The organism is Acrocarpospora corrugata (genome assembly GCF_009687845.1).
GTDB classification, from domain to species: Bacteria; Actinomycetota; Actinomycetes; order Streptosporangiales; family Streptosporangiaceae; genus Acrocarpospora; species Acrocarpospora corrugata.
This window is the reverse complement of the sequence record NZ_BLAD01000039.1, coordinates 1-16,041: the sequence shown is the minus strand read 5'-3', so window position 1 is coordinate 16,041 and position 16,041 is coordinate 1. Positions and strand designations below refer to the sequence as shown.

Genomic DNA, 16,041 nt, shown 5'->3' with positions numbered 1-16,041 from the left:
GTACGCTCGTTTGCATTTCTGTCCGTCTACACTGGCGGCGTGGACCCGCTCGCCGACCTCCTCGACGGTGTCCGTGCCCGCAGCGCGGCGTTCTGCCAGGCCATCCTCGAACCACCGTGGTCACTGCGGATCGCCGACGAGGCCACGCTCGCTCTGGCCACCGCCCTACGCGGGCACGCCTGGATCGTGCCCGACGTGGGTGAGCCGGTGCTGATGCGCACCGGGGACGTGACCATCATCAAAGGGCCGAAGCCGTACACGATCGGCGACGACCCGGCCACTCCGCCAGAGGTGATCGTCAAGCCCGGGTAACCGCCTGACCACCATGGACGACGTCGACGTCACCGACCAGCTGCGGCTCGGGCCGCGCACGAGCGGATACAGTCCCGACGGGTCGGCGATCGTGGCCAGCGGCACCTACCAGGTCATCGGGGAGGTGAGCGAGCGGCTCCTGAACGCCCTGCCGGAGATCGTACTCGTGCCCCGGTCGAGCGTGCAGTCCCCGATCATGGAACTGCTGGCACAGGAGGTCAACGGTGAAGGGCCCGGCCAGCAAGTCGTCCTCAACCGGCTCCTGGACCTGGCGCTGATCGCGACCTTGCGCGCCTGGTTCGCCCGCCCCGAGGCCCACGCGCCCGGCTGGTACCAGGCGCAGAGCGATCCGCTGATCGGCCCGGCGCTGCAGCTGATCCACGGCGACCCTGCCCATCCCTGGACGGTGGCCCTGCTGGCCGGCAAGGTGGGCGCCTCGCGCGCGGCGTTCGCCCGCCGGTTCGCCACGCTCGTGGGGGAGCCGCCCATGACCTACCTCACCGGCTGGCGCATGGCGCTCGCCGCCGATCTGCTGCGTTCCTCCGACGCCACGATCGACGCGGTCGCCCGGCACGTCGGCTACGCCAACCCCTTCGCGTTGAGCGTGGCCTTCAGACGCGTCCGCGGGGTGTCGCCGAGCCGCCATCGCTCGGGCGAGTGAACCCGGCGAAGTTTCCCGGATCAGGTACGCCATCCGCCAAATTTCGCCTCCGACAAGTACTTGACGAAATGGAAAGTGAAAAGTACTTTCCAACTAGGAAAGTCAAGAGGAGGCATCATGTACATCACCCCCGAAGAGGCAGCGCGGTCGCTGGCCCAGATCCGCGAGACGCAGCACAGGGCGCTTCGATCCGCACCCCCGATGTTCCCGTCCTGGTACGTCGTGGCGGTCTGGGTCTTCATCACGGGCATACAGTTCTTCACCGAGGTCACTCCCCTGTGGGTGCTCTGGATCGCCCTCCCTGTCCTCTCGATCGGGCTCGTGGTCGCCGTGCTTAAGTTCGTCAAAGAGATTCGGAACCAGTCCGTGCGCCCCCATCCCTCCGTGGTGGATCCATGGGCATGGGGTGGCTTCGCGGTCTGGATCATCCTCACGACACTCGGAAGCGTGGGGCTGGCGGTGGGGTTGAAGGCGCTCGGCTTCGCTTACCCAGGGACCGTGATGGGCATCACAATGACCGTGATCGCGGTCATCACCACGCCTATCCTGACCCGATGGATGTCCATGCGGACCGTTCGCCGGGCGGAGAGGACGAACTGATGACCCCGCAGCTCGATCCGGTCATCCACGCCCCGACCCGGCTGCAGATCGTCTCCCTGCTCGCCGCCGCCGAGGAGGCCGAGTTCGCCTTCGTGCGCGACAGCCTGGACGTCAGCGACTCGGTGCTGTCCAAGCACGCCAGCGCTCTGGAGGCGGCCAGGTACGTGAAGATCCGCAAGGGGCATGTGGGCAAACGTCCGAGAACATGGTTCAGTCTGACGCCCGCCGGCCGCATGGCATACCAGGACCACGTGGTCGCCCTCCAGGCCATCGTCGCTCAGTCCGGCCTCTCGGTCCTTGACCTGCAAGCCGGTCAAGGCTGGAGCGACGATCTCCTTGAAGCGGCGATGGAGAAGGCCGTGATCGACCCTCATGACGTACGAGCCAGCGACCAGGACCGGGACAAGGTGGCCGAAATGCTGCGTGTCGCAGCCAGTGACGGCCGTATCACTATGGACGAACTGACCGAGCGCGTCGAGCGGACCTACACTGCGCGAACAGTCGGCGCGCTGGCTGTGATCGTGGCCGATCTGGGGCGGACCGACGTGCTGTCATCGACCCCGACCCCGATGTGGTAAGCGGGCTACTTCAGCCGCCAAGAAGAAGTCCGCCGACCCCCCATTGCCGCGCTTGCGACGTGCACCGACTGGGGGATCCCAGCGTGCGGGCGTCAGCAGGTCAGGCGGTCGAGTGCCGGTGCGTCCCCGTGAACGACCGTGGTTTCCCACCGTTCGACGACGAGGTCATCGGCATCACCACGCCGGCCGGCGCCCTCGGTGCGGGCGAGTAGGACGTGGTGTTCGACACCTGCCAGGACGGGGTCTTCCAGGCTGAGGACGACGCGGTGTTCGCCCGCGTGATCAAGGCCGAGACCCCGGGCGAGCTGCCACCGCCCGACGCCGCGCTGACCTCGCTCAAACAGTCGGCGTACGAGGAATACGAGTCGTGGAAGACCACCCGGCAGGTCATGAACCGGGTGTGGAAGTTCGTCCAGAAGGCGCTGAAGAACGGGTGCAAGGCCGGCAACCTGAAGTACGGCAACTACTTCAGCCCGATCCAGTAGCAGTTCGACGGGTTGCTGCTCAACCAGGGCCAGCACTACCTGGGCATTTACGAGGACCCGCCGAACCCGGACTTCGACCAGCCGGTGGTGCCCAAGTCCGTGGACGCGCCGACGGACGCCATCGCGGGTGAGGGCGCGCTGGCCGAGGCGCTGCTGCGTAGTGTGGAGGCATACAAGGGCTCACCGCCTGGGGCGCCATCGTGGACGCGTTGGCGGGGGACCCGCTCGTGCCCGACCCGCACCCGACGGCGCACGCCGGCGGCCCGTACACCGCGACCGAGGGTGAGCCGGTCAAGCTGGACGGGACCGCCTCGGCCGCACGCGGCGGGGCGACGCTCGCGTCGTATGCCTGGGACCTGGACGGTGACCGCGACTTCGACGACGCCGACGGGGCGACGCCGACGGTCACCTTCGGCGAACCGGGCACGCCGGTGGTCGGGCTGCGGGTGACCGACAGCGTCGGCCGCATCGCGTACGCGTGGAGCGGCGCGACCGTGACCCGCAAGGGCGCGGAACCGCAACTGTCGGGTGCGTCGCCGGACAACGTGCAACCGGTGGTGCGGACCGGCGCGACCGCGGTCTTCGCGGTCACCGCGACCGATGAGGGCGGCGCCCCCGCCGTGAGCTGGAGCGTCGACGGGGACTCGGCCGGCAAGGTGGGTCGCTGTCCTGGACTGCTCCGAACACCCCGGGCGCGCACCAGGTCGTCGCGACCGCGACCGACGCCGACGGGCACCAGGCCACCAAGGCCTGGGACGTGCTGGTCCACCGGCCCGATGCGGACGGTGACAACTGGACGGCCACCACGGACTGCGACGACACCGACGCGGCGATCCACCCCGGCCAGATCGAGTTCCTCGGCAACGGCGTCGACGACTGCGACAGCGGCTCGCCGGACGCGCCGCCGGGCGGGCTGACCGGCGAGCTCTTCGGCTGGGGCAACCACACGCACGGTCAGATCGGCAAGGGCAAGATCGGTACGAATTACACCACGCCGACGAAGTCGGTACTCCCGGCGAACGTGGTCCAGATCGAGAACGGCATAGGTACGTTCGGCTGAGGTAACCCGGGCAAATGCGGCCCTGCACGCGTGCGCGCGCAGGGCCGCGTCACATGGCCAGCGCGCCTTGGCTCTGTACCCCTCTCGTCAAGGCCAGGACACCGGAGCCGGTGAAACCGCCTGGTCAGAGGTGAAACCTGCCTGAAGCCACGATGAAGCCGACAACGCAGAAGCTCTCTTCTGACGCCGGGAGGTACCCGGCGGAGAGAGGAGACGCGTCATGGCGGACCTCAGTGCCGTCCGGGCCGACAGTCTGGTCAAGAACTTCGGAGACTTCCGCGCCGTGGACGGAATCGACCTTCACGTACGGCAAGGCGAGATCTTCGGAGTCCTGGGCCCCAACGGAGCAGGTAAGACCACCATGCTCCGGATGCTCGCCACCCTGCTCCCGATCGACGGCGGCCATGCGGAGATCTTCGGCGTCGACGTCCGGCGGGAACCCCACCGCATCCGCCAGCTGGTAGGCGTCACCGGCCAGTACGCCTCGGTGGACGAGGACCTGACCGCCCGGGAGAACCTCTGGCTGTTCGCCCGCCTACAGGGCCTGACCAGCGCCCGAGCCAAGACAATCGCCGATGACCTGCTCCAACGTTTCGACCTCCAGGAGGCGGCCGACCGTCCCCTGTCCCAGTTCAGCGGCGGCATGCGCCGCCGCCTGGATCTGGCGTCAAGCCTGATCACCCGCCCACCATTGATCTTCCTGGACGAGCCCACAACCGGCCTGGACCCAAGAACCCGAGGCCAGATGTGGGACACCATCCGCGAGCTGGCCACCGATGGTTCCACGATCCTCCTCACCACCCAATACCTGGACGAGGCCGACCAGCTGGCCGACCGCGTAGCCGTGATCGACCGAGGCCGGAAGGTCGCAGAAGACACCCCCGACGCACTGAAGACCCAGGTCGGCGACTCAACCCTGCAGCTCAGCCTCGCGGACGGCGTCGACGTCGCCATGGCCGCGAACGTCGTCCGCCTGCTGCTGGGTGAGGACCCGGTCCTGACCCCGGAATCAGGACGCATGAAGATCCCCCTCCCCGACGCCGACCGAGCCGCGGACGTCCTGATCGGCCTGCGAGAAGCAGGCCTCGGCATCTCCTCGGTAAGCGTCGCCAAGCCGACGCTGGACGAAGTCTTCCTGGCGCTGACCGGCCACGGCGCCGCCAAGTCTCAGATGGAGGCGGCCCGATGACCACGAGAACCATGACCCCGGCCACCCTCAACCCCCAGCGCGTCGACTCGTCCACCGTGGTCGCCCGTACCACGCCCCGCAGTTCGCTTCAGGAAACCTGGGTTCAGATCCTGGCGATGGCATGGCGAGCCCTGAAGAAGATGCGCCGCAAGCCCGAGCAGTTCTTCGACGTCCTCATCCAGCCCTTGCTGTTCACGGCGATGTTCGCGTTCATCTTCGGCGGCGCGATCTCCGGCAGCGTGTCGAACTACCTCCCGGTACTGATCCCCGGCATCCTCGCCCAGACGGCCCTGACCGTCTGCATGGCAACAGGCGTGCAGCTGCGTGAGGACATGGACAAGGGGGTCTTCGACCGCTTCAAGTCCCTGCCGATCGCAAGAATCGCTCCGCTGGCCGGCCCGATGATCGCCGACCTGATCCGTTACGGCATCGCGTCGGTGCTGACGCTCGTCACCGGCCTGCTCATCGGTTACCGCCCCGGCGGCGGGGTGCTCGGCTGCGTCGGCGGCGTCGCACTGACCGTGATCGCAGGCTGGTCGCTGGCGTGGATCTTCGCCTGGCTGGGCACGATGGCGCGTTCGGCGCAGAGTGTCCAGGGCATCTCGATGATGATCATGTTCCCGCTCACCTTCCTGTCCAACGCCTTCGTCCCCGCCGAGACGCTGCCCGGCTGGCTGGAGGCGTTCGTGAAGGTCAACCCGGTGTCGCACGTCGTCTCCGCGGTGCGGGACCTGTTCAACGACGGGGCCGTGACGGCCGAGGTCGGCTGGGCGGTCATCGGCTGCGTGATCGTCGTCTTGATCTTCGCTCCACTGGCGGTCCGCTCTTACTCCCGCAAGATGTAGACGGTGTCAGACCACCCGCTCCAGGACGGTACGGGCCTCGGCCAGCAGGTCGGGGCCGCGTCGGTCGCCGTATTCGGCCTCGATCCGGGATATGACGCCGGGGGCGATCCGTTCGGCGTGCGCGGACAGCACCGACCACTGCATCGTCGGGGTGAACTGGTTGTAGGCGAACCGGTCGGCGAGCACGAGCAGCCGGACCGCCTCCTCGGCGGGCAGCGCCCCCTTTCGCAGGCCCCAGATGCCCAGCCCGGCGAGCACCATCCCCGTCACCGGGTAATCCCTCGAGGCGCGGTCAGGGTCGAACACCATCAGGACTTTGGCCCGCACAGACTCGAAGAGGTCCGCGCCGTCGTCGCCCTCGCTGTACTGCGCGAACGCCGAGAGCGCGATGACCTCGCTCAGGTCGGCCCACGGTGTGAAGGCGTCCGGGACGCGCAGGTTCCTGAGCACCTCGGCGGTCTCGCGGTGCCGCCGCAGTCCCTCGGCGATGTCGCCGTCGGCGAGGGCCAGTTGGGCTCGGCCGGTGGCGACGGACAGGACCTCGCTGTAGGTGCCCTGGGAAGCGAGCGCCTCCAGGTCGTCGATCATCCGTGCGGCCTCGTCGCGGCGCCCCTCAGCCAGCGCCGCCATGGCGAGGGTGGTGCGGATCTGGATGGCGTCGTCCATCGCCCCGAGGCGTTCGAGCACCGGGAGCGCCTCGGTGGCATGCCTGGCGGCCGACGCGGAGTCACCGAGGTGCGCGTACAGGCCGGCCAGCTGGGTGTGCAGCACCGCCCGGTGCCAGGGACCGTCGTCATCGCCGACGAGTTCGAGGGCGGCTCGGGCCGCTTCGATCGCGCCGACCGGGTCGCCGGCGCTCTCCCGGCCGTGGCTCAGCCAGTGCAGCGCGATCCGGCGGATCAGAGGGTCGGTATCGGCGGCCAGTACGTCCAAGCCGCCCTCGGGATCCGACACCGTGGTGAGCAGGGCGGTCACCAGCGCCCGGACGGCCGGGTTCGCCGAGTCGGCGCCCAGCCCAGACAGCAGTCGCGCCAGCGTCCCTGACTCTTCGAGAGGGACGATCATGGTGTTGAACAGCGCGATGCTCAGGGCCAGCCGGGTCCGGTCGAGGAGCCGGGGTGGAGGCGCCCAGCCGCTCAGGGCGGCGGCGACGGCCGGGGCCATGACGATGCTGCGCGGGTGATCCCCGCAGACCGTCCAGTAGCCACCCAGAGCGGAGAACAGCACCACGACCGCTTCCGGGTCGGGGTCGGCGAGGGCCTCGCGCAGGATGTCGGCGAGGTTCGTCTCCTCAGAACGCAGCCGGTCCATCGCGTCGACCTGCTCCGGCGAGTACAGCCGGGCACCGTGCCGGCGGCCGTAACCGACGGCCCACTCGCGTATGGCGGCCCGCGCGTCGGTGGTCTCGCCGGCCCGGTCCAGCCGCATCCGGCCGAACTCGCGCACCGTCTCGAGCATGCGGTACCGAACGCCCTCGGCTGTCTCCACGACGGTGAGCAGGGACTGCTCCACGAGCTCTTCGACGTCGCCGAGAGCGTCGTCGCCGAGCACCTCCTCCGCCGCGTCGAGGGCGAAGCCGTCCGGGAAAGCCGAGAGGCGGCGGAGGGCGCGGCGCTCCCGCTCGCCGAGGAGGTTCCAGGACCAGTCGATCACCGATAGCAGCGTCTGGTGACGGGAGGGGGCGCTCCGGTCGCCGCCGCGTAGCAGCGAGAACCTGTCCTCCAGCCGGCGGGCGATCTCGACCGGTGACATCACCCGCACCTTCGCGGCGGCCAGTTCGATCGCGAGCGGCAGGCCGTCCAAGCGGGCCACGACGGCGCGCACGTCATCCTCGTCGAGGTGCACACCGGGCCTGGCCGCGGTCGCGCGGTCGCGGAACAGTTCGACGGCGTCACCGGTTCCCAGCTGGGGCAGCGGATAGACGCGTTCGGCGGCGATCGCCAGGGGCGAGCGGGTTGTGGTGAGAACGCGCAGCTCCCGTGTGGTCGCGGTCAGATACGCGACCAAGTCGGCGACCGCGTACACCAGATGCTCGCAGTTGTCGAGCACCAGCAGCGTCGGGGCCAGACCGAGCTGCTGGGCGATCCGGGCCCGGACGTCGGCGCGCTGCTGCGGGGTAAGGGTGCGGCGTCCGGTCACCGAGTCGCGGACGCCGAGCGCAGACCCGACTTCGCCGACCAGGTCCTCGGGCGCGGTCACGCCGACCAGTTCGACGAAGTGCACCACCGGCTGCGGGGCCTCGCGGGCGACGGCGTGGGCGAGCCGGGTCTTGCCGAGGCCGCCCGGACCGAGGATCGAGACCACCCGGGAGGCGGAGAGCAGTGCCCGCACCCGTCGGAGATCGTCGTCGCGGCCGAGCAGCGTGGTCGTGTCGAAGCGCACGCCGGCGCGCACGGGACTGTCGAGCGCCAGAAGCTCACGATGGACCCGCCGCAGCTCCGGGCCGACGTCGGCGCCGATCCGGTCGCGCAGGTCCGACCGGTAGCGCTCGAAGCGGTCCAGCGCGGCGCCCGTTCCGCGCACCGCCGCCTCGCTGTGCAGGAGGTCGGCGAGCAGCCCCTCGTCCTCGGGGTGGACGCGCACTGCCTCCTCGAGCTCGGGCAGGGCGGGGCCATGGTCGCCGCTGCGGCTCCGGGCCCGGGCGAGCACGACCCGCGCGGATGCCAGGTCGCGTTCCGCGCGTCGGCGCACCTCGGCCAGCGGGCCACCGCCCGCGGGCGACAGCGCCCCGAGGCCCAGCGCGAGCGCCTCCTTCGCCGCCGCGGCCGCCGAGGCCGGATTCTCGACGAGCAGCGCCCACGCCCGGCCCGCCAGACCGTGCAGCCGACCGGCGTCGACCCGGTCGGGCGGAACCGCGAGCCGGTAGCCGCCCCCTTCCGTGATCAGCGACTCCGACCCCACGACCGACCTGGTCCTGGACACCAGGACCTGCAGCGCCTTCGCCGGATTGGCCGGTTCGCTGTCCCCCCACACCTCCGCGATGAGCCGGTCAGCGTTCACGGTTCGGCAGGCGAGCGCGAGGGCTGCGAGCAGCGCCTGAGCCCTTTCGCCGACCACCGGCCGCCCCCGCCACTGCACACCGTCGAGCAGGCTCAGGTGGATCGGCATGGCGCAAGTCTAGGCTTCGCCGAGCCATCCACCTGTTCTCACCGTCGTGAGTGACCGTGGTCGACCCCTTCCGGGTGCTCTTCGCGCCACAACGTTCGCCACACGCCGCCTGACCACCGTGCCCTGCTGGCAAGCACGGCACCAAGACCGAGTACGGCAATCACGAGGTGGATCAAGGCTACGAACACGGCGACACCGCCCCATCCGCCTGCCTCAACGGGATCGAGAAAGAAGTACGGGTACCAATGGTCGCTCGACTCGGCCGCGTAGGTGAGGGCCGTGGCCGTCCAGATGGCCGGGTGGACAAGCCACAGCGCCGCCGCGGTGACGGGCAGCGGCCGGGCGGGCGGCACGACGATCCACCACGCGACCATGAGGACCGGCACCGCCTGGTGGAGCACGAAGTCGGAGAAGCTCCATGGCGCCCCCGGTTCGGCGAGCAGGACGTTGGCGACGATCCCGGTGATGGCCATGTCCACCACGGCGAGCCCGCGCAAGTACTCGGCCGCCTGGCCCGGATGCCGGCCACGCACCAGCGCGACCCCGAACACCACGCAGGCAGTCACGGCCAGCAGGTTCGATTGGGTCGTGAAGTACAGGAACAGTCGGCCGCGACCGAGGAACGGGTTGGCATCGTCCCAGGCGAGCAGCGGATCGATGACCACGAAGGTGACCGTCGCGACCAGCAGCAGCGCGGCCGCGACGAGGACGGGCAGGATCGGACCAGGACGTGCGGGAGAAGCAGCGACCACGGGATACCTCTCTGATCGAGTATGTGTGGGGTACTACCGAGCAATCTGGCGTGCTGAGGTCAGAGCCGGTATCCGGAGCAGCCCTGACATGGCCCCTGCGGTGTACGGGGTAGCCCTGAATCTGGGCCTGGCATGCCTTGTCCGGATAAACTCGCTTCCGGATAGGGGAGGGCCGATTGCACGACGCAAGCATGTGGCCCGGCGTTCTGGGGCGGTGGCGGAGTCTCGTGCCCGTCCTGTTCATCGCGGGACTCGGGCTGGGCTCGGTGGTCATACTCGCCTTCGCGCGTGCCGGCGGTACCGGCGGTTACGCGACCCACCCGATCTCGACGCTCGCCCTCACGGGCGGCGCGACCGGGATCGCATTGCTGTCCCGACGGCTGACCGACCGGGGCGACCGTACCGGCGGCGGTTGGCTCCTCGCGCTGGCAGCCGCCGTCCTCATCTACCTCGTGCTCGGTGCACTCGCCGTCGTCGCGGTCACCGCTGATTCCGGCATGGCGCCTCTCCTCGTCGGCGCCTGGGGTGGATGGTGGCCCGTACCGCTCGCCGTGCTGCAGCTCGCGGCGCTGCGCGCCGTGCCTCGCGCCCGCTGGTGGTCGATCGGGTTCGGCGTCGTCGTTGCCGGCGCCGCCGTCCGCATGGCGCTGGCACTGGAGCCGGTGAAACCGTTCGCCGGCCACCCGCCGGCAGCTGCGGAGGGTTGGCGGACACCCGCTGTCGCAGCTGCCTCCACCATCCTCATCAGCGTCGTGATGCTCGCCGCCGTGCTGTTCCTGGCAAATCGCGTGCGCCGCGTCCCGGCGGACGAACGCGCGAGCGCCACGCTGGGCGCGGCCGCCGCGGCTGTGGGACCCCTGTTGATCGTCGTATGCATGGGCACGGCCGTAGCCAGCGGTCCCGGCGACATCGCGCCGCCGGACGGCAGCGTCGCATACCTCGTCTCACTGGCCGCGGGTTGCTTCGCCGGCGCGTGGGCGCTCATCGTGTCCACCACCGGAGCCCGTCCCCCGGTGGTGCGCTGGCTGCTGTCTGGGGTGCTCGGTGGGTACGCCGCGATCGGCGTGACGCTCGCGGTGACCTGGACCGGGGCTGTGCTCCGCCCCGAAGGCCCGTTGATCTCCGGTCTCGCCGTGGCCGCTGTCACGGCCGTCATCGGGGTCGCCTGGTGGCGGGCGTCCGCCGCGCTGACGGGGTTCGCCGTACCCCTCGGTCCTCAGCCCGCCGAGCCACCGGCGCCTTCAGACGTACCACCGGCGCCACCGCGGCCGGGCACGGAGTCACCCCCAGGGCTCGAAGTGCTCAGCCCTCGTGAGCGCGAGGTTCTCGCCCTCGTCGCCACGGGCGCCCGCGACGCGGCCATCGCCGAGCACCTGCACCTTTCACACCGCACCGTCGAGACACATCTGCGGCGTATCTTCACCAAACTCGGGCTCGAGACCGACGACGGCCGCAACCGCCGACTGCTCGCCGCCCGGGCCTGGCTGGAGGCCATGGGCACCGACGCAGCAACTGGCCGCGAACCCATCAGTGCGACGCACCGCCCAGCCGGACCCGGGTCAACTCGACCCGGGGACGTCCTCACCCGTCGCCCCGCAAGTTGACGACCGCGTCGACTCCGTTGGGATATGGAGACCGGCGTGGTTCGGATCGAGCATCCTGATCTATCAGCACGCCGTGCGCGGCGCAGAACCAGATGATCACCGACGCCATTAACCGCCAGATCAAGAAGCGAGACGACGAGGGAGACGACGGCCTGGCCGCTGCGATGGCCCCGGTGAGCTGATGGCACAGAAAGATCAACAGCCCTAGAAAACAATCTAGGCCCGGGTCGGGAATCCATCCCTGACCTGGGCCTCAGTACGTGGAGCGGGTGACGGGAATCGAACCCGCGCTGTCAGCTTGGGAACCATCTGCTGGCCTTGCTGCCCTGAGCTGGGAAACGGGGTGCAGGTCAGAGCTGGTCGAGTGGGCGGCGGGCTCATCTCCGGGTCGAGTTGCCGGTGCCGATGACGGCCTGGCTACCGCGGAGGAACGAGGCGGCGACGTTCGCCGGCTGGTCGAGGTATCCGGCGACCATGGCGCCATCGCGGATCAGCATCAGGTCGGTGGCGACCTCTCCGGAATTCGTGATACCGAGCGGGACGATGAGCTGTTCGAACGTCGACTTGTTCCAGCGGCGATGCGCGTCAACGGCCTTGCGGATAGGGCTGTCCGGGTCAGGGTATTCGGCGGCGGCGTTGATGAAGGGACAGCCACGGAAGCCGGGCGCGCAGGCAATGATCCCGATCGCCTCGGAGATCACCCGCAGGGTGGCATCGACGTTGCCGTTGCCCTGCTTGATCGCCTCACCGATGCCGTCCCGCTCGAATGCGGCGCGGCGTTCGAGGTAAGCGACGACGAGGTCGTCTTTGCTCTTGAAATGTCGGTAGAAGGTCACCTTCGTCGTACTGGCGCGGTCGATGACCTTGTCGACGCTCACCGCGCGGAGTCCGTACGCGTAGAACAGCTCGATCGCCGCCTCAAGGAGGCGCTCACGCATGGGGCTGTCCATGCCCGTGATCATACGCGTCTCTCCTCTTCGCCCCTTGCGCCGAACCTCACCGCCGGGCTAGCCTCAGCGAGGTAGAGTTACTAGTCATTCTACCCAACCTCCTGCCGAAAGAGATAGCGAATGACCACCGTCACTGATATGAACGCCCGTCGCACTGCCGTGGCGTTGCGGAACCTCTACGTGGTGCGATTCGGATTCGCCCTCATCTGGGCGGTCCTGCTGTTCCTGATCGGGTCGGCTTCTGGTCCAATGAGCGTGGCACTGCTAGTGATCTACCCGCTGTTCGACGTCGCCGCGGCCATCACCGATCTGCGCTCCTCGAAACCCGCGCGCCCCGCCGCCCTGTACGTCAACCTGGCCCTCAGCCTGCTCGCCGCCATCGGCCTGGCCGCCACAGCCAACTCGGGCGTGCCCGCAGTGCTGCGCGTCTGGGGCGCTTGGGCGATCACAGCTGGAATCGTGCAGCTCATCGTGGCCGTCAGCCGCCGCAGGCTCGGCGGCCAATGGGCGATGATTCTCAGCGGGGCGATCTCCACGATCGCCGGGACGGTGTTCATCCTCCAGGCCGGTACGCCGACGGCATCGCTGACAAGCCTCGCCGGATACGCGACCGTCGGCGGCGTCTTCTTCCTCATCTCCGCCCTGCGTCTGCACCGCACCGTGAAGAACACCTGAAAGCCAGACATAGCCGGACGCCGACAACTGATCCAGAGCGTGAGAAAGCCCGGGTCCTCGCCGGGAATTCGTTCTGCCGGGCCGGGGCTAATACATGGCGACCCGGAGGCATCGCCCGCCGACGGCATGCTCAGTAGTGGTAGCGGGCCTGAAGGATGATCAGTTCGTCGTCGCGTGGGAGGTAGACGAGCCGGTGTTCTTCGGTGATTCTTCGGGACCAGGCTCCCTGGAGGGCGTGTTTGAGCGGTTCTGGTTTGCCGATGCCTGCGTACGGGTCGCGCAGGGTGTCTTCGATGAGCTTGTTTATGCGTTTCAGGACTTGGCGGTCGGTGGTGAGCCAGGAGGTGTAGTCCTCCCAGGCTTCAGGGGTGAAGGAGAGCTTCACGCCTGGTCGTCGCCGTCGATGAGTTCGCGGATTTCGTGACGGCCTTCCAGGGCGTGCTGGTAGGAGGCGATCAGCCTGCGCATGTTGGCCGGTGAGCGCAGGAGGTGCGCCGTCTCCTTCAGCGCCTCGTACTCGGCGGCGGGTACGAGATAGGCGCGGTTGTGTTTGGAGACGATCTCCACGGCCAGGCTGTCCTCGTTCACCTCGTCGATGAGAGGGAACAGCCGGCGCCGGGCTTCGCTCGCAGTGATCGACATCAGAAACCTCCACCCAATCTGGTACCAGATATAGTACCACTCTGGTCGAGAGTGGAGGCGTCTGCTGCGCATGGAGCCAAGCTCTCACGCGAGCCAAGCTCAGCGGGTTCCACTTTCACGATCTGCCGCCCACGGGCGATCGGCCGAGGAGTGACATGACCGTCATCAGACGTCGGTAGCTTGATCGGATGCGATGTCCCGGAGAGCATGTGGCCTTGCCAGGACAGCGGGGTCTTTCAGGGGGTGTCCCAGAAAGAAAGGGAGGGCATGATGCGCTGGCTGTGGTTGCCGGTCCTTCTCGTCCTCGGCGGTTGCTCGATCACGATGCCCTCCTCGCCGCTGCCGATCCGTGCGCCGACGTCGGCCGGCGCGGCCGAACCTCTGCCTGAGATCGTCAGCAAAACGCAGAGCGTAGTGCGCTAGCCCCGTTTTCCGCACGTCGGGGTGATTGGGATATCTCCGGCGTGGCGTGTTGATCAGCCCTGTCGCTGGGAGTATGCCCTGGGCCCGTGAGACAACAAGCACAGTGGGGCACCCCCAAGCATCGAGAAGATGCTCGGGGCGCTGCCGGTGGTGGCCGAGTTCTGTTCCCGGCTGCGGATCCGGGAGCTGGTCGATGAGGCGTGCCCGGTACGTGACCTGGCTGAGCTCACCCACGGACAGGTCATCGAGGTGCTGGTCGCCAACCGGCTGACCTCGCCCGCCCCGCTGGTCCACGTGCAAGAGTGGGCCAGGACATGGGCGGTGGCCGAGACATTCGGCGTCGATCCGGACCTGCTCAACGATGACAGGATCGGCCGGGCACTGGACGCGATCGCCCCCCACCTCGATCACCTCGCCGGGTCCGCAGGACTGAGCGCGATCGAGCGTTTCGGCGTCGACGCCTCCCGGATGCACTGGGACATGACATCGATCTCCCTGCACGGTGTCTACGAGCAGGCCGAAGAGAACTTCGCCGCGCCGAAGTTCGGTCATCCCAAGGACCGCCGCCCGGATCTGAAGCAGATCCAGGCCGGGATCGCGGTGTCGGGTGATGGCGCACTCCCGCTCTTCCACCGCGCCTTCGACGGCGGCGCCGGGGAGGTCGGGCAGGTCGTCGGCGTGATGAAGGCACTGCAGGCCCTGGCCTCCCGGCAGCAACTGCTGATGGTCGGCGACTCCAAACTGATCTCGTATGCGAACCTGGCGGCGATGGCAGCCGAGCAGGTCGGCTTCATCGCCCCGGCGTCCAAGACCTATGTCGGCGTCCAGGTGCTGCGCGGCCTGGATCTGGCCGCGGCGACTCCGGTCGACTACCTCGCCCGGCGGGGCGCGGGCAAACCCGCCGAGCGGCGGGGCCTCTGGCACGTGCTCGAAGACGGCATGACGCTGCCCGGCCCCCGTAAGAAGGACCCGGTCGTGAAGCTGCGGCGGGTGTTCGTGCACTCCTCGGCCCGGGCTCGGGCCGCCGCCACCGCCCGGGCCAAGAAACTCGACCGCGCCCGCGATGACCTGCAGCGATTGGAACGCGGGCTGGGCAGCCGCCACTATCCCACCCCCGGCAAGGTCGCCGACCGGATCGCCGTCATCGCCCGTGATCGGCGGGTGGCCGGCTATCTCCACGCCGAGGCCGGCATCGCCCCCGATACCGGGAAACCCACCCTGGCCTGGCACTTCGACCAGAACGCGATCGACGCCGAGGCAGCCGCCGACGGCTGGTACGCCCTGCTGTCCAACCTCGATCCCGGCCATGCCGACGCCGAGCAGATCCTTCGGCTCTACAAAGGCCAAGAGGCCGTCGAACGCCGCTACTCCGCGTTCAAGGGCCCGCTGGCCGTGACCACCCTGTACCTGAAGAACAACCGCCGCGTCGCCGAGCTGATCACCGTCATCTGCCTGGCCTTGCTCATCTTCTGCCTGGTCGAACGCCAGGTACGGCAGGACTGGCCGTACGCGAGGCCACCAAGGTCGAGGGCCTGTACGCGGGGCGGGCCGCCGTCCCCACCGGACGGCTCATCTTCGACGCACTGGCCGGTATCCGGATCATCTCTGGTACCGGCCAGTCACCACCGATCATTCCTCAACCGACCGATCTTCAGCTCCGCCTTCTCGATCTACTCGACGTAGATCCCCGAGACCTCCGCTGAAGATCAGCCACGTGCGGAAAACGGGGCTAGCACAGCTCAATCGCACGGACACGGCTCATAGGGGCGCTGACCCGGGCGTGGGGCCGGGCATGAGTGACCGTGTCGCCCTCTCGTCCCCCTGGCTAATGGCACGACGACCAGCCTGTGACCTGGTTCTTTCCGCGCAGCACGCATGCCTCGCCTGCTTGATCACCCCGGCTGCCGTCGACCCGCCCGATAGGGAAGCAGACCCGGCGGCCTTTGGTCTGCTCGGCTTGTCCCGGGTCGATGCAGGGAGGGGTGATCAAACCCCTGCCTCCGCCCGCTATGGCCGTCCACGGTGTGGAGGCCCTTGATGATCACCCCGGGGTCGGAGTGCCCCGCCGGAGGTACGAATTACGACATCACGTTGTGCAGGAACCCGGCGAGCAGAACACCTGGCCCTATTCCCGCTCCGGTGCTCGCGCTCTCCCTC

The 16,041-nt window shown here is 68.7% G+C and carries 16 protein-coding genes and 2 pseudogenes; 13 read left to right on the top strand and 5 right to left on the bottom strand.

What is annotated here, in order from left to right:
- Positions 1-39 precede the first annotated feature (39 nt).
- The 9 genes and pseudogenes from Acor_RS06080 to Acor_RS06050 all read left to right on the top strand — a co-directional run bounded on the left by Acor_RS06080 (position 40) and on the right by Acor_RS06050 (position 5,730).
- A pseudogene (locus tag Acor_RS06080) lies at positions 40-973 on the top strand (AraC family transcriptional regulator).
- A gap of 117 nt (positions 974-1,090) precedes the next feature.
- A complete protein-coding gene (locus Acor_RS06075) occupies positions 1,091-1,573 on the top strand; it encodes a hypothetical protein (RefSeq protein WP_155335557.1) in 483 nt (160 codons plus the stop codon).
- The gene (locus Acor_RS45850; protein WP_308805627.1) at positions 1,528-2,151 is read left to right on the top strand and encodes a transcriptional regulator; all 624 of its coding nucleotides are present in this window, start codon (positions 1,528-1,530) and stop codon (positions 2,149-2,151) included. The genes Acor_RS06075 and Acor_RS45850 overlap by 46 nt, the downstream gene beginning before the upstream one ends.
- Positions 2,152-2,234: 83 nt before the next feature.
- Positions 2,235-2,363: a hypothetical protein gene (locus Acor_RS45350; protein ID WP_281353158.1), complete on the top strand. Its 129-nt coding sequence runs from the start codon at positions 2,235-2,237 to the stop codon at positions 2,361-2,363.
- A 3-nt stretch (positions 2,364-2,366) separates the two neighbouring features.
- Complete coding sequence (locus tag Acor_RS06065; protein WP_155335555.1) at positions 2,367-2,636, top strand: hypothetical protein; 270 nt, start codon at positions 2,367-2,369, stop codon at positions 2,634-2,636.
- 200 nt (positions 2,637-2,836) lie between these two features.
- Positions 2,837-3,091 (top strand): annotated as a pseudogene (locus tag Acor_RS46135) (PKD domain-containing protein); the annotation flags it as partial.
- 302 nt (positions 3,092-3,393) lie between these two features.
- Complete coding sequence (locus tag Acor_RS43065) at positions 3,394-3,696, top strand: MopE-related protein (protein WP_155335554.1); 303 nt, start codon at positions 3,394-3,396, stop codon at positions 3,694-3,696.
- A gap of 220 nt (positions 3,697-3,916) precedes the next feature.
- Positions 3,917-4,885, top strand: a complete 969-nt coding sequence (locus Acor_RS06055) for an ATP-binding cassette domain-containing protein (RefSeq protein WP_155335553.1) — start codon at positions 3,917-3,919, stop codon at positions 4,883-4,885.
- The gene (locus tag Acor_RS06050; RefSeq protein WP_155335552.1) at positions 4,882-5,730 is read left to right on the top strand and encodes an ABC transporter permease; all 849 of its coding nucleotides are present in this window, start codon (positions 4,882-4,884) and stop codon (positions 5,728-5,730) included. The genes Acor_RS06055 and Acor_RS06050 overlap by 4 nt, the downstream gene beginning before the upstream one ends.
- A 6-nt stretch (positions 5,731-5,736) precedes the next feature.
- On the opposite strand, the gene Acor_RS06045 is transcribed toward Acor_RS06050, so the two are convergent.
- Together Acor_RS06045 and Acor_RS06040 are read right to left on the bottom strand one after the other, a co-directional pair.
- On the bottom strand, positions 5,737-8,838 hold the full coding sequence (locus Acor_RS06045; protein ID WP_155335551.1) for an ATP-binding protein: 3,102 nt from the start codon (positions 8,836-8,838) through the stop codon (positions 5,737-5,739).
- A 38-nt stretch (positions 8,839-8,876) separates the two neighbouring features.
- Entirely contained in the window at positions 8,877-9,503 is a 627-nt protein-coding gene (locus tag Acor_RS06040) for a Pr6Pr family membrane protein (RefSeq protein WP_170316805.1), read from the bottom strand.
- A gap of 263 nt (positions 9,504-9,766) precedes the next feature.
- Between Acor_RS06040 and Acor_RS44045 the strand changes: the two genes are divergently transcribed.
- Positions 9,767-11,194, top strand: coding sequence for a helix-turn-helix domain-containing protein (locus Acor_RS44045; protein WP_246238457.1), 1,428 nt, complete (start codon positions 9,767-9,769; stop codon positions 11,192-11,194).
- A gap of 377 nt (positions 11,195-11,571) precedes the next feature.
- On the opposite strand, the gene Acor_RS06030 is transcribed toward Acor_RS44045, so the two are convergent.
- On the bottom strand, positions 11,572-12,156 hold the full coding sequence (locus Acor_RS06030) for a TetR/AcrR family transcriptional regulator (protein WP_155335549.1): 585 nt from the start codon (positions 12,154-12,156) through the stop codon (positions 11,572-11,574).
- Positions 12,157-12,282: 126 nt separating this feature from the next.
- On the opposite strand from Acor_RS06030, the gene Acor_RS06025 reads away from it, so the two are divergent.
- Positions 12,283-12,819 carry a DUF308 domain-containing protein gene (locus Acor_RS06025; protein ID WP_246238456.1) on the top strand — a complete coding sequence of 179 codons (537 nt, stop codon included), beginning with the start codon at positions 12,283-12,285 and terminating at the stop codon, positions 12,817-12,819.
- Positions 12,820-12,949: 130 nt separating this feature from the next.
- On the opposite strand, the gene Acor_RS06020 is transcribed toward Acor_RS06025, so the two are convergent.
- Both Acor_RS06020 and Acor_RS06015 read right to left on the bottom strand, forming a co-directional pair.
- The gene (locus tag Acor_RS06020) at positions 12,950-13,204 is read right to left on the bottom strand and encodes a Txe/YoeB family addiction module toxin (protein ID WP_155335547.1); all 255 of its coding nucleotides are present in this window, start codon (positions 13,202-13,204) and stop codon (positions 12,950-12,952) included.
- Positions 13,201-13,461: a type II toxin-antitoxin system Phd/YefM family antitoxin gene (locus tag Acor_RS06015; RefSeq protein ID WP_155335546.1), complete on the bottom strand. Its 261-nt coding sequence runs from the start codon at positions 13,459-13,461 to the stop codon at positions 13,201-13,203. Before Acor_RS06015 ends, Acor_RS06020 begins: the two co-directional genes overlap by 4 nt.
- Positions 13,462-13,728: 267 nt before the next feature.
- On the opposite strand from Acor_RS06015, the gene Acor_RS06010 reads away from it, so the two are divergent.
- Positions 13,729-13,884: a hypothetical protein gene (locus Acor_RS06010; protein ID WP_155335545.1), complete on the top strand. Its 156-nt coding sequence runs from the start codon at positions 13,729-13,731 to the stop codon at positions 13,882-13,884.
- 129 nt (positions 13,885-14,013) lie between these two features.
- Positions 14,014-15,567 (top strand): IS1634 family transposase, encoded by a 1,554-nt coding sequence (locus Acor_RS06005; protein WP_218034149.1) that lies wholly within the window; start codon positions 14,014-14,016, stop codon positions 15,565-15,567.
- Positions 15,568-16,041: the final 474 nt, after the last annotated feature.